At 67.2% G+C, this 19,966-nt stretch carries 13 protein-coding genes and 5 pseudogenes; 6 read left to right on the top strand and 12 right to left on the bottom strand.

Annotated elements, in window-relative coordinates; genetic code table 11:
• The 6 genes and pseudogenes from JX613_RS09220 to JX613_RS09195 form a co-directional block, all read right to left on the bottom strand.
• A pseudogene (locus JX613_RS09220) lies at positions 1–1,168 on the bottom strand (two-component sensor histidine kinase); the annotation flags it as partial.
• A gap of 9 nt (positions 1,169–1,177) precedes the next feature.
• On the bottom strand, positions 1,178–1,732 hold the full coding sequence (kdpC, locus tag JX613_RS09215; protein WP_207101163.1) for a potassium-transporting ATPase subunit KdpC: 555 nt from the start codon (positions 1,730–1,732) through the stop codon (positions 1,178–1,180).
• Positions 1,733–1,740: 8 nt separating this feature from the next.
• Positions 1,741–3,780 (bottom strand): potassium-transporting ATPase subunit KdpB, encoded by a 2,040-nt coding sequence (kdpB, locus tag JX613_RS09210; protein ID WP_207101162.1) that lies wholly within the window; start codon positions 3,778–3,780, stop codon positions 1,741–1,743.
• Positions 3,781–3,788: 8 nt separating this feature from the next.
• Complete coding sequence (gene kdpA / locus JX613_RS09205) at positions 3,789–5,474, bottom strand: potassium-transporting ATPase subunit KdpA (RefSeq protein WP_207101161.1); 1,686 nt, start codon at positions 5,472–5,474, stop codon at positions 3,789–3,791.
• A gap of 1 nt (position 5,475) precedes the next feature.
• Positions 5,476–5,565, bottom strand: coding sequence for a potassium-transporting ATPase subunit F (locus JX613_RS09200; RefSeq protein WP_207101160.1), 90 nt, complete (start codon positions 5,563–5,565; stop codon positions 5,476–5,478).
• 562 nt (positions 5,566–6,127) lie between these two features.
• The gene (locus tag JX613_RS09195) at positions 6,128–7,147 is read right to left on the bottom strand and encodes a putative 2-aminoethylphosphonate ABC transporter substrate-binding protein (RefSeq protein ID WP_207101159.1); all 1,020 of its coding nucleotides are present in this window, start codon (positions 7,145–7,147) and stop codon (positions 6,128–6,130) included.
• A gap of 182 nt (positions 7,148–7,329) precedes the next feature.
• Here JX613_RS09195 and JX613_RS09190 point away from each other — a divergent pair, with 182 nt between their 5' ends.
• From JX613_RS09190 to purU, 3 genes are all read left to right on the top strand, one after another.
• Positions 7,330–8,223 (top strand): DeoR/GlpR family DNA-binding transcription regulator, encoded by an 894-nt coding sequence (locus tag JX613_RS09190; protein ID WP_207101158.1) that lies wholly within the window; start codon positions 7,330–7,332, stop codon positions 8,221–8,223.
• 87 nt (positions 8,224–8,310) lie between these two features.
• Positions 8,311–10,779: a GcvT family protein gene (locus tag JX613_RS09185; RefSeq protein WP_207101157.1), complete on the top strand. Its 2,469-nt coding sequence runs from the start codon at positions 8,311–8,313 to the stop codon at positions 10,777–10,779.
• A 176-nt stretch (positions 10,780–10,955) separates the two neighbouring features.
• A complete protein-coding gene (purU, locus tag JX613_RS09180) occupies positions 10,956–11,840 on the top strand; it encodes a formyltetrahydrofolate deformylase (RefSeq protein ID WP_207101174.1) in 885 nt (294 codons plus the stop codon).
• A 452-nt stretch (positions 11,841–12,292) separates the two neighbouring features.
• Here the strand turns inward: purU and JX613_RS09175 are convergent, their stop codons facing one another.
• The 5 genes and pseudogenes from JX613_RS09175 to JX613_RS09160 all read right to left on the bottom strand — a co-directional run.
• Positions 12,293–12,592: a hypothetical protein gene (locus JX613_RS09175; protein ID WP_207101156.1), complete on the bottom strand. Its 300-nt coding sequence runs from the start codon at positions 12,590–12,592 to the stop codon at positions 12,293–12,295.
• A gap of 453 nt (positions 12,593–13,045) precedes the next feature.
• A pseudogene (locus tag JX613_RS19870) lies at positions 13,046–13,675 on the bottom strand (phosphotransferase family protein); the annotation flags it as partial.
• A gap of 77 nt (positions 13,676–13,752) precedes the next feature.
• Positions 13,753–14,196 carry an acyl-CoA dehydrogenase family protein gene (locus tag JX613_RS19865; protein WP_237168477.1) on the bottom strand — a complete coding sequence of 148 codons (444 nt, stop codon included), beginning with the start codon at positions 14,194–14,196 and terminating at the stop codon, positions 13,753–13,755.
• A gap of 181 nt (positions 14,197–14,377) precedes the next feature.
• Positions 14,378–14,968: pseudogene (locus JX613_RS19860) on the bottom strand (acyl-CoA dehydrogenase family protein); the annotation flags it as partial.
• A gap of 9 nt (positions 14,969–14,977) precedes the next feature.
• Positions 14,978–15,277: pseudogene (locus tag JX613_RS09160) on the bottom strand (SDR family NAD(P)-dependent oxidoreductase); the annotation flags it as partial.
• A 14-nt stretch (positions 15,278–15,291) separates the two neighbouring features.
• Between JX613_RS09160 and JX613_RS09155 the strand changes: the two are divergent.
• A complete protein-coding gene (locus JX613_RS09155; protein WP_207101153.1) occupies positions 15,292–15,558 on the top strand; it encodes a hypothetical protein in 267 nt (88 codons plus the stop codon).
• A 267-nt stretch (positions 15,559–15,825) separates the two neighbouring features.
• Positions 15,826–17,394 (top strand): CHASE domain-containing protein, encoded by a 1,569-nt coding sequence (locus tag JX613_RS09150; RefSeq protein WP_207101152.1) that lies wholly within the window; start codon positions 15,826–15,828, stop codon positions 17,392–17,394.
• Between the two features lie 50 nt (positions 17,395–17,444).
• On the opposite strand, the pseudogene JX613_RS09145 reads toward JX613_RS09150, so the two are convergent.
• Positions 17,445–18,201 (bottom strand): annotated as a pseudogene (locus JX613_RS09145) (IS5 family transposase).
• A 211-nt stretch (positions 18,202–18,412) separates the two neighbouring features.
• On the opposite strand from JX613_RS09145, the gene JX613_RS09140 reads away from it, so the two are divergent.
• Complete coding sequence (locus JX613_RS09140) at positions 18,413–19,963, top strand: amidase (protein ID WP_207101151.1); 1,551 nt, start codon at positions 18,413–18,415, stop codon at positions 19,961–19,963.
• Positions 19,964–19,966 lie beyond the last annotated feature (3 nt).

The following is a 19,966-nucleotide window of genomic DNA, read 5'->3' as shown; positions in this document are numbered from 1 at the left end:
GGGCCGTGCCGGTGGCGGCGGGGTCCAGCAGCGTGACCTCGAACCCCCGGGCGCGGGACAGCAGCCGCTGGGTGGGCGTGGGGCGGACCAGCGCCGCCAGCCGCGCCCGCCAGCCGCCCTGCGCGCCCCGGCCCAGGATCAGCCGCGTGACGTTCAATTGCCGCGCGGCGTCCAGGAAGGCGCCGGCCACGTCATCCTCGGCCCGCAGGATGCGGGTGTCGGCGCCCAGACGTTCGGCCAGCTGCAGCGCGTCGGTCATGGCGGCGGCCGCCGCCGGGCCGCGCGCCTCGACCGCGGGGGTCACCACCGTGGCCACCACCCAGGGGATGCGGGCGCGGTCGGTCATGCGGCGGCCCGCGCGCACCAGCCCCTTGGCCGCGCCGGGATCGTCCAGGCAGACCATCAGCCGGTCCTGCGATGCCGCCCGGCCGCTGCCCCGGGCAAGGGCCAGCATCTCGGCGTCAACCCGGCTGGCCGCCGTGCGCAGCGCCAGTTCACGCAGGGCCGTCAGGTTGGGCCGCGAAAAGAAGTTGCCAAGCGCGCGCCCGGCCTCGGCGGGCATGTAGACCTTGCCTTCGCGCATCCGCCCGATCAGGTCGTCGGGCGGCAGGTCGATCAGCTTGATCTCGTCGGCCATCTGCAAGACCGTGTCGGGCACGGTTTCCTGCACCCGCACGCCGGTGATGCGGGCCACGATGTCGTTGAGGCTTTCGATATGCTGGATGTTCAGCGTGGTGAACACGTCGATGCCCGCCGCCAGCACCTCGCCCACGTCCTGCCAGCGTTTGGGGTGGCGGGCGCCGGGAATGTTGGTATGGGCCAGCTCGTCGATCAGCGCCAGGCGCGGGCGGCGGGCCAGCAGGGCGTCCAGGTCCATCTCGGCCAGCTGGCGGCCGCGATAGGCGATGACGCGGCGGGGGATCTGGTCAAGCTGCGCCAGCAGCGCCGCCGTTTCCTTGCGCCCGTGGGTTTCGGCCAGGGCCACCACCACATCGGTCCCGGCGCGGGCGCGGGCGGCGGCTTCCTCCAGCATGGCATAGGTCTTGCCCACGCCGGGCGCCGCGCCCAGGAAAATCTTCAGCCGTCCGCGCCCTGTCGCGCCGCCGCCGGCCTCGGCCTTGGCCTCGGCCAGGAAGCGTTCGGGATCGGGGCGCGGATCGTCGGTCATGGCGCCGTTCTAGCCCTTCGGGGCGTCCAGCGCGAGGTTCGCGCCCAGGACGTTCACGATGGGCTCTCCCACGAAGCCGAAGGCGGGGCCGGTCACGGCCCCCCGGATCGCGGCTTCCACGTCGGCCGGGGGAACGCCCCGCGCGGCGGCAATGCGGTCCACCTGCCGCAGCGCGGCCCGCAGCGTGATATGCGGGTCGAGGCCGGATGCCGAGGCGGTCGCCATCACCGACGGCACCGGCGCGGGCCCCCCCGCCGTGGCGGGGTCCCGGACCTGCGCCAGCAGCGCCGCCGAGGACGGGCCCAGGTTCGAGCCGGTGGAGGAACCCGCGTCATAGGCGGGATCGGTCGCCGAAGGGCGGGGGTGCAGGTATCCGGGCCGGGTGAAGGACTGCCCGATCAGGGCCGAGCCGACAACGGTCCCGCCGCGCGTGACCAGCGAACCGTCGGCCTGGCGCGGCATCGTCCCCTGGGTGATCCCCGTCATGGCCAGCGGATAGGCCAGCCCCAGCAGGACCGTGAAGGCGCCCATCATCACCAAAGCGGGGCGGAGTTGCGGGATCATGGGAAACCTCATGCCAGATGGACCAGATCGACGATGGTGTCGATCAGCTTGATGCCGATGAACGGGGCGACAAGGCCGCCCAAGCCGTAAACCAGAAGGTTGCGCGACAGCAGCGCGCCTGCGGATGCGGGGCGATACCGCACGCCCTTCAGCGCCAGCGGGATCAGCGCCACGATCACCAGCGCGTTGAAGATGATGGCCGACAGGATCGCCGATTGCGGCGTGCCAAGGCCCATCACGTCAAGCCCGGCAAGGCCCGGATAGGCCGCCACGAACAGCGCGGGCAGGATGGCGAAGTATTTTGCCACGTCATTGGCGATGCTGAAGGTCGTCAGCGCCCCGCGCGAGATCAGCAGTTGCTTGCCCACCATCACGATCTCGATCAGCTTGGTGGGGTCGCTGTCCAGATCGACGAGGTTCCCGGCCTCCTTGGCGGCGGGCGTGCCCGAGTTCATGGCGACGCCCACATCCGCCTGCGCCAGCGCGGGCGCGTCGTTCGATCCGTCCCCGCACATGGCGACCAGCCGCCCCTGCGCCTGTTCGGTGCGGATGTAATCCAGCTTCCGTTCGGGCGTGGCCTCGGCCAGGAAGTCGTCCACCCCGGCCTCGGCGGCGATGGCGGCGGCGGTCAGGGGGTTGTCGCCGGTGATCATCACCGTGCGGATGCCCATGCGGCGCAGTTCGGCGAAGCGTTCGCGGATGCCGGGCTTGACCACGTCCTTGAGGTGGATCACCCCCAGCACCCGCCGGTCGCGCGCCACCAGCAGCGGCGTGCCGCCCGCCATGGCGATCCGGCGCACGATCGGTTCCGCCGCCCCGGCGCCGCCCTGGGGAAAGGCGCGCGCCATGGCGTCCGCCGCCCCCTTGCGAAGCGACGTGCCGTCCGCCAGGTCCATGCCCGACATGCGGGTCTGCGCGGAAAAGGCCACAAGGCTTGCCCCCTGCCGCAGCGTGCCTTCGGCCAGCCCGTGCCGGCGGACGGCCAGATCGACGGTGGATTTCCCCTCGGGCGTGTCGTCGGCCAGAGAGGACAGCCATGCGGCCTCGGCCACCTCGCGTTCCGTCACGCCCGGGACGGGCAGGAACGCGTCGGCCATGCGGTTGCCGAAGGTGATGGTGCCGGTCTTGTCCAGCAGCAGCACGTCGATGTCGCCCGCCGCCTCGACCGCGCGGCCCGACTTGGCGATGACGTTGGCCTTGACCAGCCGGTCCATGCCCGCGATGCCGATGGCCGACAGAAGGCCGCCGATGGTCGTGGGGATCAGCGTCACGAACAGCGCGGCCAGCCAGATCACGGGGATCCGCGTGCCCGACCAGCCCGCGAAGACCGGCAGCGTCGCCACCACCAGCAGGAACACGAGGCTGAGCCCCGCCAGCAGGATGTCCAGCGCGATCTCGTTGGGGGTCTTGGCGCGTTTGGCGCCCTCGACCAGCGCGATCATGCGGTCGAGGAAGGTTTCCCCGGGCTTTGCGGTCACGCGCACCACCAGCCAGTCGCTGACCAGCCGCGTGCCCCCCGTGACCGAACTGCGGTCGCCGCCCGATTCCCGGATCACCGGCGCGGATTCCCCGGTGATGGCGCTTTCATCGACCGAGGCCACGCCCTCGATCACCTCGCCGTCGGTGGGCAGGATGTCGCCCGCCTCGACCAGGATCACCTCGCCCAGCTCCAGCTGGTCCACGTCCTCCAGCTCGAACAGGTCGCGGCGGGCGGGATCCAGCAGCACCTTGGCCTGCGCATGGGACCGGGTGGCGCGAAAGGCGTCGGCGCGGGCCTTGCCACGGCCCTCGGCCACGGCCTCGGCGAAGTTGGCAAACAGCACCGTGGCCCACAGCCACAGCGCGATCTGCAAGGACACAAAGCTGCCCGGCTGGCCCCAGTGCAGCAGCACCAGCGCCGTGGTCAGCCCGGCCACCAGGGCGGTGGCGAAGATCACCGGGTTGCGCGCCAGCCTGCGCGGGTCAAGCTTGGCGAATGCCGCGCCGGTCGCGGGGCGGAGGATGGCGGGCGCGAACAGCCCGATCTCGGATTTGGGATGCTTGGACATGATGGGCCTCAGAACGCCTGCCCGGCCGCGATCGAGACATGCTCGGCGATGGGGCCAAGGGCCAGGACGGGAAGAAAGGTCAGCGCGCCGACGATCAGGATCGTGACGACCAGCAGCACGGTGAAGGACAGGCCATGGGTGGGAAAGGTTCCGGCCGTTTCGGGCGCGCGCGGCTTGGCCGCAAGGCCCCCCGCGATGGCCAGAACGGGGATGACATAGCCCCAGCGGCCGACCAGCATCGCCAGCCCGATCATGGTGTTGTGCCATGTCGTGTTGGCCCCGAACCCCGCGAAGGCCGATCCGTTGTTGGCCGTCCCCGAGGTATAGGCATAGATCAGCTCGGTCAGCCCGTGCGGCCCCGCGTCCTGCACCGATCCTTGGGCGTTGCCGGTCAGGATCGACAGGGCCGACAGCACCAGCACGCCCACCGGCATGACCAGCAGCGTCAGCGAGGCCAGCTTCATCTCGCGCGGCTCGATCTTCTTGCCCAGCCATTCGGGGGTGCGCCCCACCATCAGCCCGGCGATGAAGACGGTCAGCACCACATACAGCACCATGCCATAGAAGCCCGCGCCGACGCCGCCATAGATGATCTCTCCCAGCAGCATGTTGAACAGCGGGATCATGCCGCCAAGCGCCATCAGGCTGTCATGCATCGCGTTCACCGCCCCGCAGGATGCGACGGTGGTGGCCACCACGAACAGCACCGTCTGCGCCAGGCCGAAGCGCGTCTCCTTGCCCTCCATGCCGACGCCGGGGTCGGTCAGGCCCGCATACAGCGGGTTGCCGGCGGCCTCGGCGAAATAGGCGGCCAGCAGGACGCCCACGAACATCACGCTCATGGCGGCGAAGATCGCCCGGCCCTGGCGGCGGTCGCCCACCATGTGGCCGAAGAAGAAGGGGAATGCCGCCGGAATGGCCAGGATCGCATAGATCTGCACCAGGTTCGTCAGGGCAGTGGCGTTTTCATAAGGGTGCGCGGCGTTGGCGTTGAAGAAGCCGCCGCCGTTGGTGCCCAGCATCTTGATCGCCGCCTGGGACGCGACCGGCCCCTGGGCGATGACCTGCCGCGCGCCTTCCAGCGTGGTGGCGGTGACCGATCCCGCCAGCGTCTGCGGCATCCCCTGCCAGACCAGCACCAGCGTGATCAGGATCGCGCCGGGCAGCAGCAGATACAGCGTCGCCCGCGTCAGGTCGATCCAGAAGTTGCCCAGATCCGCGACCGAGCGCGCGGCAAGGCCCCGCACCACCGCGACCGCCACCGCGATCCCCGTGGCGGCCGAGACGAAGTTCTGCACCGTCAGCCCGGCCATCTGGCTGAAATGGCTGACGGTGGTCTCTCCGCCATAGCTTTGCCAGTTGGTATTGGTCATGAAGCTGACGGCGGTGTTGAAGGCCTGGCTGGCCTCCATCGCGCCGAAGCCCTGCGGGTTGAAGGGCAGGAACCCTTGCAGCCGCAGGATCAGGTACAGCAGCACGAAGCCCGCCGCGTTGAAGGCCAGCACCGCCGCCGCATAGGCCCGCCAGCCCTGCCCCTGCCCCGTGACGCCCGCCGCGCGGTAAAGCGCCGCCTCAATGGGGGCAAGGAACCGCACCCCGCCGGTGAAGACCCGCGCCATCCAGGGCCCAAGCGCCATCCCCAGCAGGGTCAGCCCCGCCAGGAACAGCGCGAAGAAGATCAGATCGGCCGCCATGTCAGAACCTTTCGGGCGCCAGCAGCGCCACCAGGAAATAGACCAGCAGCAGGGCGGCCAACCCGCCGCCCAGGACAAGTTCGGTGGTCATCGCGCCCTCACAACCGGTCGGCGCCGCGCAGGGCAAGCCCGGCCAGCAGGAAAACCGCCAGCCCGCCCAGGATGAAGATGATGTCGGACAGCATTCCATGCTCCCTTGGTTCGGATGGGCAGAGCATGGGAGCGGGCCGCGTAACGCGGCGATATGGAAGGGGGAGGAAGGCGTAACGCGGGCGTAAAATCCGGCGGGACAGGCACGGGACGGCGCGCGCGACAGGCGGGGTTCCGCAGCGGGGCGCCTGACGCGCACGGGTACCGGCCGGTGTTGGCTGCATGGGGGGGTTGACGGGGGCACCGCGCAGGCCTGCGGCGGATCGACAGGGGCTGCCCTGCCCTCAGCCAGCCGGGGCCTGGCCGGTGTTCATGCCGGTCGGCGTAGGGCGGGCAATCCCCGGCGCGGCGGGTTCATCTTGCGCAAGGGGGGCGGCCCCTGTTGTCCGTCCGTGGCCCCGGCGAAGGATCACGGACAAATCCGGCCGCCGGGATGCGTCGGCACCCCGGAAGCCGAGGGTCACGGGCAGGGGCCGGGGGATGGCCCCTGCGGGATCTCGCGGTCAGGACTTCGGCTCGCTCTTGTTGTCATAGCGGCGGGACCATTCCTCCAGGATGGCGGCGCGGTGGTTGGCGGCCCATTCGAAATCGTTCTTGATCATGCCCGCTTCCGCCCCGGCGGGATAGTTCGGCACGGGCTTGGCGACCCCGGGCAGGGCCAGGACGCCGAAGCCCACGTTGTATTCGGCCATGGCCTCGGGGGTGATCGCCCAGTCCATCAGGGTCTTGGCCGCCTCCAGGTCGGGGGTTCCGGCGATGATGGCGCTGGCCTCCATGTCCCAACCCAGGCCTTCCGACGGGGTGATCACCTCGATGGGCGCGCCTTCGGTCTTGGCGGCGGCGCCCCGGAACTCGAACGAGACGCCGGCCACGGTTTCCCCCGCCGCCGCCATCTTGCAGGGCTTCGATCCCGAATGGGTATAGGTCGCGATGTTGGCGTGCAGCCGGTCCATGTAGTCCCAGCCTTTCTCCTCTCCGAACATCTGCAGCCAGGCCGACACCTGCAGGAACCCCGTGCCCGACGAGGCCGGGTTGGGCATGACCACATGGCCCGCATATTCGGGTTTCGTCAGATCCTCCCAGGTGGCGGGGGCGGGCAGGCCCAGCTTCTCGGCCTCGATGGTGTTGAAGCAGACGGCGGCGATCCAGGCATCCACCCCCACCCAGGACGGCGGGCTGTCGCTGTCCACGAAGCGGGGATCCAGCTTCTCGACGCCCGCCGGCGCATAGGGTTCAAGCATCCCTTCCGCCTTGAGCAGCAGAAGCGAGCTTGCCGCAAGGCCCCACACCGCGTCGGCCTGGGGGTTGTTCTTCTCGGCCAGCAGCTTGGCCGTCACCACGCCCGTCGAATCCCGGACCCAGTCGATGGTGATGTCGGGATGGGCCTTGCTGAAGGCCGCGGCATAGCGTTCCAGCAGATCCGCCTCGAAGCCGGTATAGACGGTCAGTTCGGTTTCGGCGCGGCTTGCCAAGGCCGTCAGGGCCAGGAAGGCCGACGAGAGGAGAAAAGTCTTTCCGGTCATGATGGTTTCCCTGTGGATGGACTTTCGTTGGACGTGTGCAGGGCCGGATTGGGGGCCGCCTGCGGTGGTATTCCGATCTCTGCGCCGCCACGTCGCGGCCTGTCGGTTCGCCATGGGGAAAGGGTGGCGATAACGGAAATTTAGTAAAATCTATTCTTTCGATAAAAAGATTGATTTTTCCGATGGTATTGTCCGCCGGGCTTGCGGCAGGCGCGGTGCCCGCCATTCCTGCGCGCGCCCCGGTTTCGCCCCCCTTGCCGGGACCGCTTGCATCGGGCGCGCGGCTGCCCGAGACTGCGGGCATGTCGGACAGCCCCCCTTCCCGCGCCCTTGCCCCGCAACGCCACGAAACGATCCTGGCCCGGATCGAGTCCCAGGGCGCGATCCTGGTTTCCGATATCGTCCAGCAGTTCGGCGTCAGCCATGAAACCGCGCGCCGCGACCTCAAGGCGCTTGCCCTGCGCGGCGCGCTGGACCTGACCCATGGCGGCGCCGTGCGGTCCGCCGCGGTCGAACCCGAACTGGCCAGCCGGTCGGTCCGCAACACCGAGGCCAAGGCGCGGATCGGCCAAAGGGCGGCGGCCCTGGTCCGGGACGGCATGTCGGTGCTGCTGGACGCGGGATCGACAACGGCGGCCATCGCCGCGATGCTGGGCGGACGGCACGGGCTGACCGTCATCACCACCAGCCTGCCCATCGCGCGCGACCTGTGCCGCCACGACGGGTTCCGCGTCCAGATCACCGGCGGCACCATCAATCCCGGCGACGAGGCCGCCGAGGGCCCCGAGGTCGCGGCCTCTCTGGCGCGGTTCCGCATCGACATCGCCTTTGTCAGCGCAGGCGCGGTGGCCGACGACGGATCGGTCACCGACTTCACCCCCCTGGGCGCGGAAACGCGCGGCCTGATGATCGCGGCGGCCCGGCAGGGATATTTCGTGGTCGATTCGTCCAAGTTCGGCGTGCGGACGCCCTGCCGCATCGTTGCGCAGGCCGCGGGCCTGATCACCGACGCCCCGCCCCCCGACGCCATCGCCGCGGGCCTTGCAGCACGGGGGGTGCCCGTGATCCTTCCCTGACGCGGACCTGCGGGGCCGATGCAGGTTTATGTTGCATTGCGTGGCTAAATGTGGCTTTCTGTGGGTATCTTCCCACAGGAGACCCCCATGCCCGCGCCCCTTCCTTCCCATGCCCGCGTCGTCATCATCGGCGGCGGCATCATCGGCTGCTCGGTGGCCTATCACCTGACGAAACTGGGCTGGACCGATGTGGTCCTGCTTGAACAGGGGCGCCTGTCCGGCGGCACGACCTGGCACGCGGCGGGCCTTGTGGGGCAGTTGCGCAGCCACGCCAACATGACCGGACTGATCCGGTATTCGACCCAGCTTTATGCGGATCTGGAAAGGGAAACGGGCCTTGCCACCGGCTGGAAGAACTGCGGATCGCTGTCGGTGGCGCGCACCGACGACCGGATGACGCAGCTGAAACGCACCGCCGCCGCCGCAAGGGCGCAGGGCGTGGCGGTCGAGGTGATCTCGGCCGCCGAGGCGGGGGCCTTGTGGCCGGTGATGGAGACCGGCGACCTCAAGGGCGCGGTCTGGCTGCCCGGCGACGGCAAGGCCAACCCCACCGACCTGACGCAGTCGCTTGCCAAGGGCGCGCGCAACCGGGGCGCAAGGATCGTGGAAAAGGTCCGCGTCACCGGCATCCAGACGCAGGACGGCCGCGTGACCGGCGTGCGCACCGACCAGGGCGACATCACCGCCGAGATCGTGGTGAACTGCGCGGGCCAATGGGCGCGCAAGGTGGGGCAGATGTGCAACGTCTCGGTGCCGCTGCATTCGGCGGAACACATGTATGTGGTCACCGGGCGGATCGAGGGGGTCCATCCCAACCTGCCGGTGATGCGCGATCCCGACGGCTATATCTACTTCAAGGAGGAGGTCGGCGGGCTGGTCATGGGCGGGTTCGAGCCCGAGGCCAAGCCCTGGGGGATGCAGGGGATCCCCGACGATTTCGAATTCGCCCTGCTGCCCGACGACTGGGACCAGTTCGAGATCCTGATGGAAAACGCCCTGGTCCGCGTCCCGCAACTGGCCGAAACCGAGATCCGGAAATTCTACAACGGCCCCGAAAGCTTTACCCCCGACAACAACTTCATCCTGGGAGAGGCGCCGGAACTGCGCAACTTCTTCGTGGGCGCGGGGTTCAATTCCATGGGCATCGCCAGCGCGGGGGGCGCGGGCCGGGCGCTTGCGGAATGGATCGTCAACGGATCGCCCACGCTGGACCTGTGGCCGGTCGATATCCGCCGCTTTGCCCGCTTCAACAACAACGGCGCCTGGTTGCATGACCGCGTCAAGGAAACGCTGGGCCTGCATTACGTCATGCCCTGGCCGAACCGGGAACTGGACACCGCCCGGCCCCTGCGCCGGTCGCCGCTTTACGACAGGCTGGCCGCGCGGGGCGCCAGCTTCGGATCGAAGATGGGATGGGAACGCGCCAACTGGTTCGCCGGTCCCGGCGGACGCACCGGCACCGATTATTCCTTCGACCGGCAGAACTGGGACGCGGCGGTCGCGCGCGAGGTCCGGGCCGCGCGCGAGGCTGTGGCGGTCTTCGACCAGACCTCCTTTGCCAAGCTTTTGGTCCAGGGCCGCGACGCGGCGCGCGAACTCAACCGCATCTGCGCGGCGGATGTGGATGTCGAACCGGGGCGGACGGTCTATACCGGGCTTCTGAACGAACGCGGCGGCTATGAAAGCGACCTGACGGTGCTGCGGCTGGCGCCGGACCGGTTCCTTCTTGTCACCGGATCGGCCCAGGCCGTCCGCGACATGGACTGGATCGGCCGCAATCTCGACCCCGCCGCCCATGCCTTCGTGACCGACATCACCTCGGCTTATGCCGTGATGGCGGTGATGGGACCGAAGTCGCGCGACCTGTTGTCCCGCATCACGCCCGCCGACCTGTCGAACAGGGCCTTTCCCTTTGGCACGGTGCAGGAAATCGACCTGGGCCAGGCGGTCGGATTTGCCAACCGGATGACCTATGTGGGCGAACTTGGCTGGGAACTGGTGGTGCCGACGGAAATGGCTGCCGGCATCCATGACCTGCTGCATGAACGCGGGGCCGACCTGGGCCTTGCCGATGCAGGCTATTACGCCATCGAATCCATGCGCCTGGAAAAGGGCTATCGCGCCTGGTCGCGCGAGCTGACCCCTGACATCACCCCGCTGGAGGCTGGCCTGGGCTTTGCCGTGGCCTGGGAAAAGCCCGGTTTCATCGGCCGCGACGCCCTGCTTGCCGCCAGGGCGCAAGGCCCTGTCCGCCGCCGGATCGCCCAGATCACGCTGGAGGACGGCGCGCGGATGCTGTGGGGCGGCGAGGCGGTGCTGCGCGACGGCCAGCCGGTCGGCGAACTGCGGTCTGGCTTTTACGGCTATACCCTGGGCCGGGCGGTCGGCCTGGCGCTGATCGGGAACGAGGCCGGGGTGGACGCGGCCTTTCTGGCAAGCGGCCGGTGGGAAATCGACATCGCCGGCGAACGTCTTGCCGCCCGTGTCCACACCGTCGCGGCCTTTGATCCGAAATCGGAACGGCCCAGGGCCCGGGATCTCGCCTCGGCCGCATGAACGGGGCGGCCGGGGGCCGGGCGGGCCCCGGACCTTCGACGGCGCGCGGCGCGCCGCAGGGTCCGTCACCCCCGGTGCCACCGGATCCCCGGACCGCCCGGCCTGACCCGCCACGGCACGCCTTTCCTTTCCGCAAGCAGAACGGGGCCCGCGCCCCCCGAACCCGGATGATCCGCATGACGCGATACTGCCTGACCGTCACCTGCCCGTCGCGCCGCGGCATCGTCGCCGCGATCTCGGCCTATCTGGCGGGCAAGGGGTGCAACATCGTCGATTCAAGCCAGTTCGACGACGGCGATACCGGCCGCTTCTTCATGCGCGTCAGCTTCGTGCCGGAAACCGGCGCCGGGCTTGACGATCTGGCGCAGGGCTTTGCCGGGCCCGCCCGCGCCTTCGGCATGGACCATGCCTTCCATGACGAGGCCCGCAAGACAAAGGTCGTCATCATGGTCAGCCGCTTCGGGCATTGTCTGAACGACCTGTTGTATCGCTGGCGCATTGGCGCGCTGCCCATCGACATCGTGGCGGTGATCTCGAACCACATGGATTACCAGAAGGTCGTGGTGAACCACGACGTCCCCTTCCACCTGATCAAGGTCACACGGGACAACAAGCCCGGGGCCGAGGCGCAGCTGATGCAGGTGGTCGAGGACAGCGGTGCCGAACTGATCGTGCTGGCACGATATATGCAGGTGCTGTCGGACGACCTTTGCCGCAGGATGTCGGGCCGGATCATCAACATCCACCATTCCTTCCTGCCGTCGTTCAAGGGGGCGAATCCCTACAGGCAGGCCTATGAGCGCGGTGTGAAGCTGATCGGCGCGACCAGCCACTATGTGACCGCCGACCTGGATGAGGGCCCGATCATCGAACAGGACACGGTCCGCGTCACCCATGCCCAATCAGCCGAGGATTACGTGTCGCTGGGTCGTGACGTGGAAAGCCAGGTGCTGGCCCGCGCGATCCATGCCCATATCCACCGCCGCGTGTTCCTCAATGGCAACAAGACGGTCGTGTTCCCCGCCTCGCCGGGAAGCTTCGCGTCCGAGAAAATGGGATGACGGCAGCGTCCGGGGATGGCGGGGCCGAACTGTTCCTGGTCCACCCGCCGATCGCTTCTGCAAACCGACAATGACGGTCGGCGGGAAGAACAGCCCCTGTCCCGGCCGCATGGATGCAGTCATGGACATGAAGCCGCTTCAGCGCCGCGCAGGTCTGGCCGTTGTTGATGAAGGCGCCCCAGAACAGGCCTTCCGCAATCGCCTACCGATCCGCGTCGGGCCGCGTGATGTTCGTGTCGTTGCCGCCCCGTTCCGGCGCCAGCCGCTCGAACTTGGCCGCAGCCGACCGCATCACGCATCGGCGCGGGCCGCAGCGATTGCGCGGTCCGGATCGGCAGCGAGGCCGCCCCCGTGGAGTGCGTCCAGAACCGGCCCGCCGGGCTGCGCCGATTTCCCTGGGAACGGGAATTTCCTGCACGTTTGCCATGTTTGTCCTCCTCTGCCCCGGCCGATCAGTCCTGCAACCGGGTCCCGACCCCGCCGTCGCGTTCGGCGGTCCAGATGCGGGGATGCTTGATGCCGTCGTATTCGTCTCGCCGCCGCTTCACGACGAGGGGCAGGCAATGTTCGAAGATCGGCCAGTTCCCGAAGTCCGGCGCCAACGCGTCGCGCGTGGCCTCGAAGGCTTCCTTCAGGCTGCCGTCCGCATGGCCCCGGCCCGGGACGCGCAGCTCCAGCCGCCCACGGTCCCCACCCAAGCCGGTGTCGTGTTCGGTGTCAAAGATGATGGCGGGGCAGGTCAGGCCCGGCACTTCCCCGGCGTCCTTGGTTGGTCAGCGAAGTGCGCTTTCCGACCAGCCGATCCCGCACCCGGTGCAGCGTCTGAACGTCGCGCGGCTCTTCGCTCTTGAGTTCAACATTGAACACCGACATCTACACGGAGACCGGCGGCAGGGGCGGTCCATCCATAAAGGGGGCTGCGTCTTGCCAAGGACCTGCCAGGCACGCTCGGCCAACCGGCCAGCCAGCGGCGCAAGGCGCCAGGCCTCGGGATCGGCCGCATTGCCTGCGCGGGCGCGGTCGGCGATGCCGACGAAAATGACCGCGAAACGGAACAGGGCGAAGGCGATGTGGAAAGGCTGCGGCGCGGGAACCCCCGGACAGATGGCACGATAAGCGTCGATGAAGTCGGCCTCGGACGGAATGCCGGGGGTTTGGGAGCCCAGGATGCCGCCATATTCGTCGGGACTGGTATGGAACGGCATCACCACGAAGCCCAGGTCGGCCAAGGGATGTCCGATGGTGGACAGTTCCCAGTCCAGGACCGCGATCACCCGCGGTTCGCGGGGATGGATCAGCATGTTGCCCAGCCGGAAATCGCCATGCGCAATCGCGGTCAGGCCGTCGTCGGGGGGCTGCAAGGCGGCCAGCCTTTCGGACAGCGCCAGAAGCGAGGCGTCGTTCGCAAGGCTCGATGCCCTCAGCTGGCTTGTCCAGCGGTGCAGCTGCCGCGCAAAGTAATCGCCCGGACGTCCGAAGTCCGCCAAGCCGACGGCATCGGGACGGACCGCATGAAGCCGCGCCAGCGTGCCAGCCATCGAGAGATAGATTTCGCGACGTTCCCCGGGCGAAAGGCCGGGAAGGCGGCAGTCCGGGAAGACCCGGCCCTCGACGAAATCCATCAGGTAGAAGGGCGTGCCCAGCAGGTCGGGATCGTCGTGGAACACCAGGGCGTGGGGGACCGGGACATCGGTGTCGCGAAGGGCCCGCATCACCCTGAATTCGCGGTCGATGGCATGGGCGCCGCGCAGGATCCCTCCGTCCGGCCGCTTGCGCAGGACCATCCGGCGGTCGCCGTGATCGACGATGAAGGTCGGGTTCGACTGTCCGCCACCGATGCGCGTCAGCCGGGTTTCCCCTGGTCCGAAGCGTTCCGAGAGGAACGGGTTCAGGCGTTCCGGCGCCACCTTTGTCATGTTGCGGCCCCCTGCACCGGCCAGCACCAGAAGTCGCGTCCTTCCGAAGCCATGTGGCGGTTCAGGATCATCTTGTGGACCTCGTCCGCGCCATCGACCAGGCGGGCCTGGCGGGCATAGCGATAGATCCATTCCAGCACCGTATCCTTGGAATAGCCCCTTGCGCCGTTGATCTGGATGCCCGTATCGGCCGCACGGTGCAGCAGGTTGGCCACGTGGATCTTGGCCATCGAGACCTCTTTCTGCGCAAATCCGCCGCGATCCAGTTCCCAGGCCGCGCGCATGACCAGAAGCCGGCCGATCTCGATATCGGCGGCCAGCGTGCCCAGCATGATCTGCACGCTTTCGCGGTCGCTCAGCCAGACGCCGAATCCCTCGCGGCGGTCGGCATAGTCGCGGGCGATTTCCACGCAGCGTCGGGCAAGGCCCAGCCACCGCATGCAATGGGTCAGGCGCGCGACGCCAAGACGGGTCTGCACGACCTTCAGGCCGCGGCCTTCCTCCAGCAGCAGGTTGGCTGCGGGGATGCGAAGGCCGTCGAATTCCAGTTCGCAATGACCGCCATGTTCCTCGGGGCCCATGATCGGGATGCGGCGCAGGATACGCCAGCCCGGGATCGTCGCGGTGGAACAGAAAGCAGCTGTGGCCACGGCGGGGATCGTCGCCGGTGCGGGCCAGCAGGATGAAATGTTCGGCCTCGGCGGCGCCGGTGATGAACCACTTGCGGCCACGGATAACGTAATCGCCGCCGTCCCGTTCGGCGCGGGTCAGCATCATGCCGGGATCGGACCCTCCGCCCGGGGCGGGTTCGGTCATCACGAAGGCCGAGCGGACGCGGCCTTCGGCGATGGGGCGCAGCCAGCGGTCCTTCTGCCGGGGGGTGCCCAGGGCTTGCAGGACCATCATGTTGCCGTCGTCCGGCGCGGCAGAGTTGAAGACCACCGGCCCGAAGATCGAACGGTTCATCTCTTCATAGCAGACGGCCATGCCGATGCGCGAAAGACCTTGGCCGCCATTCTGGGGCGACAGTTGCAGGCACCACAGCCCTTCGGAACGGGCCAGGGCGCGCAGATCGGCCAACAGGGGCAGGGCGATGTTCTCATGCGCGTCATAGCTGGCCGGATCGGTTTCCAGCGGCAGCAGCCGTTCCGCTACAAAGGCGGCGATGCGGCGCCGGTAATCCTCGATCCGCGGCGAAATGGTGAAGTCCATGAAGGTCCCTTACAGGCTTGAGCAGAGATGCCCGCCATCGACGACGATGGCGGACCCGGTCATGTAGGCGGCCTTGTCCGACAGAAGCAGCCGCAAGGGCATATCGAGATCCGAAAGCTGTCCCAGCCTGCGCTGTGGAATACGGCGGATCAATGCCTGCCCGGCCTCGCTGGCGAAGAAGTCGCGGTTCAGCGGCGTCTCGACATAGCCGGGGCAGAGGGCGTTCACCCGGATGCCGAAGCGGGCCCATTCCAGGGCCAGGGCCTGCGTCAGTTGAACCACCGCCGCCTTCGAGGCGGTATAGGCGGCGACATTGCCCGTCCTTGCTGACGCTCGGCCAGGATTATGAACTTGATCGGCAGGGAAGCCTGACCAGGATCACCCATCATGACGGGCAGGTGGAGATGTTCGAGCTGTTCATCGACGCCCGGGGACAAAAGGCCCTGACCTCCGAGGATCTGCCCTTTCCAGGCCTGCGCCGGACGTTGCTGGAGAACGGTCAGGACATTCCCGACGTATCCCAGGACTACAGCCTGGTGAGGCGGGGCCTTACCCCGGCCGCCTCTGTCTCGCGGCCCTTTCCTATCTGATGCGTGACAGGCCGTTCGTTCAGGGCATCATCGCCTGCGCCGACATCGGCGCGGCCATTGCAGCGGGACTGACGTCACGCCGCCGGCGTTGCCTTGTCTCCTGACCTTCCGAAAAGGGGCAGGTCGTCTTGCGCTTTCCCGTAACCCTTCGATGTCAGGAAAGACCATCACACGGATGATCTTCCTTTTCCTGTCGATCCGTTGGACTTTTGCGCTTTCCGGTCTTACCGATGCGCCATGAGGTCCCTGTCTCGTCTTTCCATTGCCGTGGCTGCCGTCCTGTCGCTTGTCGGCACGGGGCTGACATGGACCATCTATCGCACGGAGGTTGCAGGTCGGCAGGCTGCATTCGACATCCTGGCGCAAAGAGCCGCGCGCCGGATCGAAATCAGGATCGAGCAACATCTTGCCCTCCTGACGGCCACACGGGCGTTTTTCGAAGTTCATCCCCGCTCGTTCGAGCGCGATGTCTTTGCCGCCTTTGTTTCGAAGCTGGATCTGGATGGGCAGTATTCCGGGCTGCAGGGGATCGGTATCTCGCAGTTGCTGCCACCGGGATCCGAGAGTGTCGTCGAAGCCGGCATCCGCACGAACTATGACATCTCGCTGGATGTCTGGCCCGAAGCCGTTCCGGGCCTGCGGACCGCGATCGTCCTTCTGGAACCAAGCGATGCCCGGAACCGCGCGGCCTTGGGCTTTGACATGGCCACCGAAGCCCATCGCCGTACAGCCATGCTGCAGGCCCTGGAACAAAATGGGCCGACGGCCACGGCCCCCGTCGAACTTGTCCAGGAAATCACCCGGGATGTGCAGGCCGGCATCCTGATCTACATGCCGCTTTCCAGGACGGAACGCGCACGACCCGACGGCTTTGTCTATGCCCCCCTGCGCATGGGGGACCTCTTTACCGCCGCCCTTGCAGGCAAGGATCTTCCCCTGGAACTTCGCGCGACGGATGCAGGGGTGCCGGACCTGCCCCTGTTCGAAAGTCCGGGTTATCCGGCGGCTGCCGCCCATGAAACCCTGGCAAGCGAGAGCCCCCTCCAGATCGCCGGACGAGAGTGGATCCTGTCGGCAAGACCGGGGCCTGGTTTCCATGATGCCGACCCGCTGCGCTACACTTTCGTGAGCGGGATCATCTTTGCGCTTCTTGTCCTGACCACAACCTTTGCGGTTCACTGGCAAGGCTTGGCCATCGACAGGTCGCGCGCCCTGGGCGAGATGGCGCGCCGCAGCGCCGAGCAGAAGGATCTGCTCATGCGCGAAATGGCCCACCGCCTGAAGAACATGCTGGCCCGCGTGTCAGGCATCGCGCGGCAAACAGCGCGCGAAACATCCGACAAGACTGAAATGGTCAGCCGCCTGAGCGCGCGGCTTCAGGCCATGGCAGCGGCGCAGGATCTGCTGATCTCCTCGGGCACCGAAACCACGAATCTCGAGGATCTTCTTCGGGCAGAAACCGATCAGATTTCGGGAACGGCGGCAAGTCTCTCGGGGCCTGCGGTGGCCCTTACCGCCCAGCAGACACATGCACTGGCCCTTGTGTTTCACGAACTTGCCACCAATGCGCTCAAATACGGGGCGGCTGCGCAGGAGGGGGGCAGGCTGAACGTGACATGGTCGGTCGACACGGCATCGGCAGGTCAAACGCTCAAGCTTCGCTGGGAGGAAAGCACACCCGCCGTGGCGGCCCGGATGCCTGGCTCTGCCTCGGGCTTCGGGACGCGCCTTCTCGGCCTCATGGTCGAAGGAGAGTTGGGCGGCACCATCGAACGGCATCCCCAAGTGGATGGATTGAGGATCGAGTTGAGCTTTCCTCTCCAGGTTCTCGAATAACCGTGCTTCACCATGCCCGGGACGAGCTTCTCCCTAGGCGCTGTCTGCATTCAGCCTATCCAGATCATGGCGCAGGCGAGGTGGACGAACCCCCCTGAAGGTGGTCAGGGTCTTCTCGCATCTCAGGGCGATCCGGCGGAAGCGCCTGAGCTTATTGAAGAAGCGTTCGATCTGATCACGCTCCTTGTAGAGGCTCCAGTTGATCGGAGGCATGACGGAACGGCTGGAATTGGCCTTGATCTGTGCGCTCGCCCCAAGGCGATCCGCGATGAAACCGCCGAGCGGGTCGGCATCGCAGGCGGCGTCGGCAATGGCGTGGATGACACCTTGCAATCCTGCCAGAAGCGCCTCGGCCTGCGGACAGTCGCCTGATGTCCCGGTGTCGGATGGATGCGTATCGGCAAGCCAAGCGCATCCACGAGCCCATGCAGTTTGGTGGTCAGCCCGCCACGCGAGCGGCCGATGGCGGCAGCTTCAGCCCCTCTTTTGCGCCGGTGGCATCGGCATGGACCTTTGAAACGGTGCTGTCGGTCAGAACATATCCGAAATCCGGCATGTCGGCCAAGGCATGGAAAAGCCTCTCCCATACGCCTGCGTGCGACCAGCGCCGGAACCTTGCATGAACCGCAGTCCACGTGCCGAACAGGTCCGGCAGATCACGCCAGCGCGCCGCATCGCCAGCCATCCATAAGATCGCATCGACAAACAGCCGATTGTCCACCCGGTTCGTCCCGGCGCCCCAATCCGACCAGGACGATGGTCTTCCATCCGCGCCCATTGCCTGTCTGTCAGAGTTCGTCTGCTCAAGGCTGACCTCCTTTGGCTTCCTTGGAGCACATGCTCATACCAGACAAAGGCCCTGAATGCAGACAGCGCCCAAGGCATCCAATGGCCTTTGGTTCGACCAATCCTGATCAGCAGATACCTTCTATTCAGATCAGAACTGATTTTTCTGGACGAACAACAGGCAAGGGACCATGCTTTGGCTTGGACGCAGCGTGTTGGACAGCCGGATCTGATGATGGTTTCGAATGCCGTACCTTTGACAGACAGTCCTCATGCAATTGAAATCCCTGAAATCCCCACCCTGTCAGCCCTGGATCTGTCCCGCGCAATCCATGCGCGTCAGGTTAGCTGCGTCGAGGTGATGACGGCCTATCTGGACCAGATCGATGCGGTGAACCCCAAGGTCAACGCCATCGTTTCGATGCGCCCGCGCGATGCGCTGCTGGCGGATGCCCGCAGGGCCGACGACGAGCTTTTGGCGGGCCGGTCGCGCGGCTGGATGCACGGTATGCCCCAGGCACCCAAGGATCTGGCCGCGACCACCGACATCGTGACCACGCGCGGCTTTCGCGGATTGCGCGACAACCTGCCGCCCGAGGATGCCATTGTCGTGGCCCGCGCCCGCGCAGCGGGGGCGATCCTGATCGGCAAAACAAATACCCCCGAATTCGGCCTTGGCTCGCATACTTATAACGCAGTCTTCGGCACCACGCTGAACGCCTGGGACCAGCGGCTGTCGGCGGGCGGCAGTTCGGGCGGAGCGGCGGTGGCGATTGCGGCCCATCTGCTGCCGGTAGCGGACGGCAGCGACATGATGGGATCACTGCGCAACCCGGCAGGCTGGAACAACATCTATGGCCTTCGGCCGTCAATGGGCCAGGTGCCCGCCGGTCCCGCGCCCGAGGTGTTCTTTCAGCAGCTGACCTGCGAAGGGCCGATGGGGCGCACTGTTGCCGACCTGGCGATGCTGCTGGCGACGCAGGCGGGCGATGACCCGCGCACGCCCCTGGCGCGTTCGGGCGACGGGTCAGAGTTTGCCGCACCCCTGATCGGCATCGCCCAGGGCGCGCGGATCGGTTGGCTGGCCGATCTGGGCGGTCATCTGGCTACCGAGCCGGGGGTGCTGGACACCTGTGAAGGTGCGCTGAAAATCTTTTCCGACATGGGCTGCCATGTCGAAGCCGCGCGCACCGATTTCGACATGAGCCGGCTTTGGCAGGCCTGGGTCACGCTGCGCAGCTTTCTGGTTTCGGGGGGATTGCAGGCACTTTATGACAACCCCGTCGCACGCGACCTTCTGAAGCCCGAAGCAATCTGGGAAATCGAGACGGGCCGCGCCCTGACCGGCGCTCAGGTTTTCGCAGCCTCGGTCATCCGCTCGGCCTGGTATCAGGAGATTCTGCGGCTGTTTGAATGCCATGACTATCTGGTGCTGCCGACGGCGCAGGTCTTCCCCTTCGACGCCACACAGCACTGGCCCCTCGAAATCGCAGGCCGGACGATGGACAGCTATCACCGCTGGATGGAGGTGGTCATCCCCGGCTCGATGGCCGGTGTGCCCGTCCTGGCGGTGCCCGCGGGCTTTGGCCCGGGCGGCCTGCCGATGGGGTTGCAGATCCTGGGCCGCCCCCGCGCAGACCGCGCCCTGCTGGAACTTGGCCATGCCTATGACCTGGCGCAAGGCTTCACCGCCCGGCGCAGTCCGCTGGTTGGCGGATGCAAGAACAGCCGCTCGAAACAGGATTGCCTTTTTCCGGATGCCGGCAAGCGATCGGCCCCGTGATCC

Origin of the sequence: Paracoccus shandongensis, from assembly GCF_017315735.1 — a bacterium.
Classification (GTDB): Bacteria; Pseudomonadota; Alphaproteobacteria; order Rhodobacterales; family Rhodobacteraceae; genus Paracoccus; species Paracoccus shandongensis.
Note: the sequence above shows the minus strand (reverse complement) of the source record. Positions and strands in the feature narration are given on the sequence as shown.

Bases quoted from the DNA above. Each gene is read 5' to 3' on its own strand.
- JX613_RS09190 (WP_207101158.1), top strand. From the start codon at position 7,330: ATGGTATTGTCCGCCGGGCTTGCGGCAGGCGCGGTGCCCGCCATTCCT.
- purU (WP_207101174.1), top strand. From the start codon at position 10,956: ATGACGCGATACTGCCTGACCGTCACCTGCCCGTCGCGCCGCGGCATC.
- JX613_RS09140 (WP_207101151.1), top strand. From the start codon at position 18,413: ATGATGGTTTCGAATGCCGTACCTTTGACAGACAGTCCTCATGCAATT.
- kdpB (WP_207101162.1), bottom strand. From the start codon at position 3,780: ATGTCCAAGCATCCCAAATCCGAGATCGGGCTGTTCGCGCCCGCCATC.
- kdpC (WP_207101163.1), bottom strand. From the start codon at position 1,732: ATGATCCCGCAACTCCGCCCCGCTTTGGTGATGATGGGCGCCTTCACG.
- JX613_RS19865 (WP_237168477.1), bottom strand. From the start codon at position 14,196: ATGCGGTGGCTGGGCCTTGCCCGACGCTGCGTGGAAATCGCCCGCGAC.
- JX613_RS09200 (WP_207101160.1), bottom strand. From the start codon at position 5,565: ATGACCACCGAACTTGTCCTGGGCGGCGGGTTGGCCGCCCTGCTGCTG.
- JX613_RS09195 (WP_207101159.1), bottom strand. From the start codon at position 7,147: ATGACCGGAAAGACTTTTCTCCTCTCGTCGGCCTTCCTGGCCCTGACG.
- JX613_RS09185 (WP_207101157.1), top strand. From the start codon at position 8,311: ATGCCCGCGCCCCTTCCTTCCCATGCCCGCGTCGTCATCATCGGCGGC.
- kdpA (WP_207101161.1), bottom strand. From the start codon at position 5,474: ATGGCGGCCGATCTGATCTTCTTCGCGCTGTTCCTGGCGGGGCTGACC.